Origin of the sequence: Marinobacter vinifirmus (genome assembly GCF_002258215.1) — a bacterium.
Classification (GTDB): Bacteria; Pseudomonadota; Gammaproteobacteria; order Pseudomonadales; family Oleiphilaceae; genus Marinobacter; species Marinobacter vinifirmus.
Window position 1 is genome coordinate 1 of record NZ_NEFY01000044.1, and the last position, 4,810, is coordinate 4,810.

The window sequence follows — 4,810 nt, forward strand, 5'->3', positions numbered from 1 at the left end:
GACAAAAGCCCCTTCCGTCAGTTTTGTCAGTTGCATATCCGGGGGTTCTCCAAAATACGGGGGGTTCGGCTGGCGGTGAGGTCTGGCAACTGGTGGCAGCTGGGAGCCCCGGCGCGGGGTTTGGTTCGGTGGTATGGCTGGCGGTGGGGGTCAGGGCCGGAGGGCGGCAGGGTGCAGCCGTGGGGGTATCTGCCAGGGCGGCAGGTGAGCACCAGGAACAGGGGCTTTCGGGTTGGCGTTTGCCGTTTAAGCGCAGACCCAGAACTCTTTATTTATTAATACATAGACAAAACTGACAAAAGTCATTTTTCTTTAGTTATTAAGAAGTAAGTGCCTTTCACAGCCTTCCGGCGGCGGGCAATTTGCCAGGGTCACACCGGGAGCCGGTCCGGTGGTTTGATCCGGCAGCGGCAGGGCCGGGAGCTATGGGGGTATCTAGCGGGGCGGCAGATCATCACCAGGAACCGGGGCGTTCGGCTGGTGGTGAGGTCTGGCAGCTGGCGGCAGCCGGGAGCGGCCATTAAATCTTGTTCTGAATTTTTGTTGTTCCTTGCTTTCCTGTGCCGCTTTTCTGGCTTTTATGTCCTATGGGTTCCGGTTGATTCCGTGCTGTTTCCTTGGGGAATTGGTCAAAAATGGAGAGGAAGGAAGGCTAAGATGTTGTTATATCTGCGAAAATTCTGCGATCAGCGGGGGTCGCAGCATAGGTAACCCCCAGAAGGACCCGTTCATTTTTTCTGAACGTCTGTCCGCCGGTTTGCGCCTGGGAATGCTCCGGCATTGTCTGGCGATTGGCTTCAGAGTTGTATCCGTTGGCAAGCTTGAGGGTGTGCGCCCCGGCATCGCCGGGGGATGGGGTCAGCTGGCGGAATCTCGGTTGGTCTCAGTGGCAGGCCGCCAGCCCTTTAATAGAATGTTTATCACCGTTCGACCGGAGCCGGGGGGAGGGAGGTAAGCGGAGCCGTTCGGGTTCATTGTGAGGTTGCCGGCCACCCAGTCTTGACCGCGCGGGGGCTGGGTGAAGGCGTATGTATCTAGCCAGTTTTGCCCGATCTGGCAGAACCGGGACACATGGGGCAGACATTCCCCGCAGGTCTTGAGATGGTTGGCTGTCCTTTCCCTTGCCTTGCGCCGATCTGGGGAGCAGCCCGGCTCCCTGTATTGTTCCCGCAGCTCCCATGCCTCCCCGCAGTAGCGGCCCCGGCTGGCGTAGCAGATAGGGCAGCTCGGGAGGTGAGCATAGAAACGGTCACGGGCCGCCCTCAGCGCTGGCGAGTCTAGCGGGCGCGGGCGCTCAGCCTGCCGGGGGGCTGTGGTGGCTTCCCTGTTGGTTGTTTCTGTTTCCCGGTCCAACCGGCAGAAGTGCCCATTCTCCACCAGGAACAGCGCGTAGGCTCGCAAATGTTCCCGGTTAATGGTTCCTGCCTCTATGTCTTTCAGGTCGTCATCATCAAGCGCGGCTTTCAGCTCAGAGGGCTGAATTCTCAGCCTCCGGCAAGCCTGTATCAGCTCCCGGTATATCGTTTTCGTTTTTGGAGAACCCCCGGATATGCAACTGACAAAACTGACGGAAGGGGCTTTTGTCAGTTCTGTCAGTTCGTGTTTATTATCGGGGGTAGGGGTTTTGATACGGTCAAGCCAGCGGCCTGATTTCTGAGAACCCCCGGATATGCAACTGACAAAACTGACAGAACCGGCGGTTTCCGGTTCCTGTTTGGTTGTGGTGGGGGCGTCCCCTCGGGCTTTATCCAGCCAGCGGCCCATGGTTTACCCCTCCATATTCCAGAAGTATTGCCAGGTTGGCCGCCCTCCGGTCTGGAGTGGCATTGCTTTCAGGTACCGGTGCTCAACTAGCACATCAATTGCGTCATCTACATCCTGGCTATTGGCAAGCCCTTGCCATTGCTTCCGGCGGATATTGCGGGCTGTGAATGGCACGGGAAGCTTGTCCCGCCGCTGTAGAATGAGCTTTGCCCCTTTGATTGCTGAATTGGAAACAATGGAATATAAGCGCTCGGCATGACTTTTGAGGTAATCCGTCAGCTCTAACGCCATGGCGAGGGAGTGGGCAGAAATTGACGTTTCCCCGGTTTCAATCAGCTCAAAAATCAGGCTAAGGGCAGCAACCGTTTTAGGCATTTTCACCAGGTGGGCAGCCATCACGGGATGAAGCGAACCGCTCCGGGCCTGTTCCTGCATTTCTTCCATCCACTCAACAAACAGCGGCTGGGCTTGCTCGTCAAAGTGTGCCCGCTTGCCTTCCCTCGGAAGGGCTGCCAGCCGGCGAAAGCAATCGGCATAGGCCTTATAAATATCCTTCTCCGGCTCTACATCATGCCACTTAAAGCGGGGAGAGATATCCGGCCAGACCGCCAGCTGAACCCGCTGTATTAGTCCATCGTCATCACTGCCACGGGTAGCGCCCCGGATAATGGGGGCTATCCTGGCGGGTTGTATCCCCCCGATAATGGATAGCGTTGTAGACTCAATATCAACAGTTCCCCGGCCTATCCTGTCGAACGTGTAGCGGCCATCCCCGTCATAACATTCCAGGTAAAAGGCGCGGTCCCCCTGGCCTTCTTCCCCGCTCAATTTCGACAACCAGCCCGCCAGCTCATCACGCACCAGTAACAGACCGTTGGGGTTTTCGTTCAGCAGTTCCCCCAGCTTTTCAATGGTGGCATCGTTTACTATAAGGCGCTGGCGGTTCGGCTCATCAGGCTTTGAGGTTGCCCGCAGTAACTCCATTGCCCCTTCCCGGTTGCCTTTTTCGCTTAATTTTTGTGCATCTTTCTGTGCTTTTTTTTCTTCTATGCTTGCCAGCTTCAATTCCGCTTCATAGTCTGCCTTTTCCTGCTCGTAGACCTTCCAGGCTTCCCGCTCCATAGCTTTCAAGGGTGCCAGGGCCGCGCCCATGGCCGGCGATTTACTGGAAGCCGGGCCGCCTACAACAGCCCCCCACAGGTTCGGGACAAGGGCCCAATCATCATGGCGTTTTGGGCAAACCTTTATCTTGTTGCCAACAACGGCGGAAAGGGCGCACAGCGCTGTTACTGCCACGTAATCGGGCGGGCATTGCTGGCGGGTTGAAATGTCTTCCACAAAATCAGCAAGGGGCCCCGGCAGCGCTTCAAGCGGCAGGTCCATTACTGGCGGCTGATCGTCTGGTAGCGGTCGCGGTTCGTTTAGCTCTTTGGGATTCACCAGGGGCGGCGGGGTCTTGTTTCCGGTGTCTGTCACGGCTTCACCTCGTTAAGCCAGTTTGCAAGGTCGTTAAAGTCGGAAAGGCTTTCCGGGCTGCCTTCGGGCCATTCAGGCAAGGCCAACCGTGCGGCGCTCAGTTCAGCGGCCCTTTTGGCGGCTGTTGCGCCGGGGTTGCCTTCAGTTTTCCGGTCATCATCCCCGCAGATAATGAGATCACAGCCCGGCCAACGTTGGCGGGTTGCGACTGCTACAGCTGGAAGGTTGCCGGCATCAATGGCCGCCAGCACCAACGCACCAGGCATAGAAGCGGCTAAGGTGGCCCCGGTAGCCCATCCCTCACAGATCAGGACTGTTTCAGGGTCCCCGCCATCTACACCAGTCACAGGAATAAAGCGCTCTTGCTTGGCTCCCCCGGATAACAGTTTTTTAGCCCCGTCGGGCTGTATGAATTGCAGGCTCGAAATCTGGCCTTGTATGTCCCGTATATCCAATACCAGGGCGGGGCCGATCTGGCGGGCCCGGTGTGGTGAAACCTGCTTTTTCACTAAATAGGGGTGGTCCGGGGCGGCGGGCTTTGCCTTCTGCCACATATTCCGGGCGCGTTGGGCGGCGGTGGCGTGCCGTTGTTTTAGCTGGGACTGGCGGGCGGCTTTGGCCCGCTCCATCCGCTCCCGTAGCTGGCGGCGCTCGTCTTCGGTTAGCTGTTCCTGGCCTTTGATACACCAGTTTTCTGCTATACCGGCCCGCCAGCTGCCAAAGGCCCCGGCGGGAACCCCGTCCAAGTGGAGCACGTACCAACCGTTACGGCTGCCCTTCTTGTCCCCTTCAACGCGGAAGCGGTGCAGCAGGCCATCACAAATAAAGTTTGTCTCAGGGGCGGCAGGTAGCCCGGCTTCCGCCAGCACTTGCCGGAAGCGGTCGATAATGTCCCCGGCGCTGTGGTTACTGTTCATCGGCGGGAGCCTCATCAATGGGGCCTAGAGGTATATCCGGGTACTGCTCAGCCCCGGACAATTGGCTGTGCACATAAAACAGAAGGTTGAGATCCTCCATTGAGAAGAAGTCATAAGCCCTTCCAGCCGGGAGCCCGCCTTGAATCAGACCGGCAATCAGGACCCTAACCGCAGAAACCGCCCTCCTTTTGATTCGCTCGGAAACTTGGCGCTGCATTTGGGGGAGGTCGTATTCTGAGATAGTTGCTATATCTATCAGGCCGACAACAACGGTATCGGTAGTGAAGTGGCCGGGAAGGCTGCACCCGGTCTCTGGGTCTCTGGCTTCAAGTAAACGCTTTGAAAGCTTTAGCAGCTGGTTATTTGTAGGCGGTCCGGGGCGGGATGTCTCAAGCATTGGTCTCAGCCTCCCGGCGTTCAGCCCGTTCCTTTATCCATCCCTGAACTTCCGATTCAAGCCAGCCAACAGAGCGTTCAGATAGTCGTATTGGTTTCGGGAATTGCCCCTTCCCGATCAGTTCATAAAGTTTTGTTGTGCCGAGGCCAACAATGGCGGTTACTTCAGGGCGGCGTAACACTCGATCAGTCATAAAGTTCACCTATGTATTTTTTGGAAGCGTCCCGAAAGACAACGGGATCAGGCTAATAAAGTG

At 57.1% G+C, this 4,810-nt stretch carries 4 protein-coding genes; all 4 read right to left on the reverse strand.

The features are described 5' to 3' along the window. Positions 1 to 1,767: 1,767 nt before the first annotated feature. Genes B9Q17_RS17790 through B9Q17_RS17805 form a run of 4 tightly spaced genes read right to left on the reverse strand, consistent with a single transcriptional unit; the run spans position 1,768 to position 4,747 of the window. The gene (locus B9Q17_RS17790) at positions 1,768 to 3,240 is read right to left on the reverse strand and encodes a YfjI family protein (protein WP_167373054.1); all 1,473 of its coding nucleotides are present in this window, start codon (positions 3,238 to 3,240) and stop codon (positions 1,768 to 1,770) included. Next, positions 3,237 to 4,157 carry a toprim domain-containing protein gene (locus tag B9Q17_RS17795; RefSeq protein WP_167373055.1) on the reverse strand — a complete coding sequence of 307 codons (921 nt, stop codon included), beginning with the start codon at positions 4,155 to 4,157 and terminating at the stop codon, positions 3,237 to 3,239. The genes B9Q17_RS17790 and B9Q17_RS17795 overlap by 4 nt, the downstream gene beginning before the upstream one ends. Beyond that, on the reverse strand, positions 4,147 to 4,554 hold the full coding sequence (locus tag B9Q17_RS17800) for a hypothetical protein (protein WP_094626197.1): 408 nt from the start codon (positions 4,552 to 4,554) through the stop codon (positions 4,147 to 4,149). Before B9Q17_RS17800 ends, B9Q17_RS17795 begins: the two co-directional genes overlap by 11 nt. Further along, positions 4,547 to 4,747 (reverse strand): helix-turn-helix transcriptional regulator, encoded by a 201-nt coding sequence (locus B9Q17_RS17805; protein ID WP_094626198.1) that lies wholly within the window; start codon positions 4,745 to 4,747, stop codon positions 4,547 to 4,549. Before B9Q17_RS17805 ends, B9Q17_RS17800 begins: the two co-directional genes overlap by 8 nt. Positions 4,748 to 4,810: the final 63 nt, after the last annotated feature.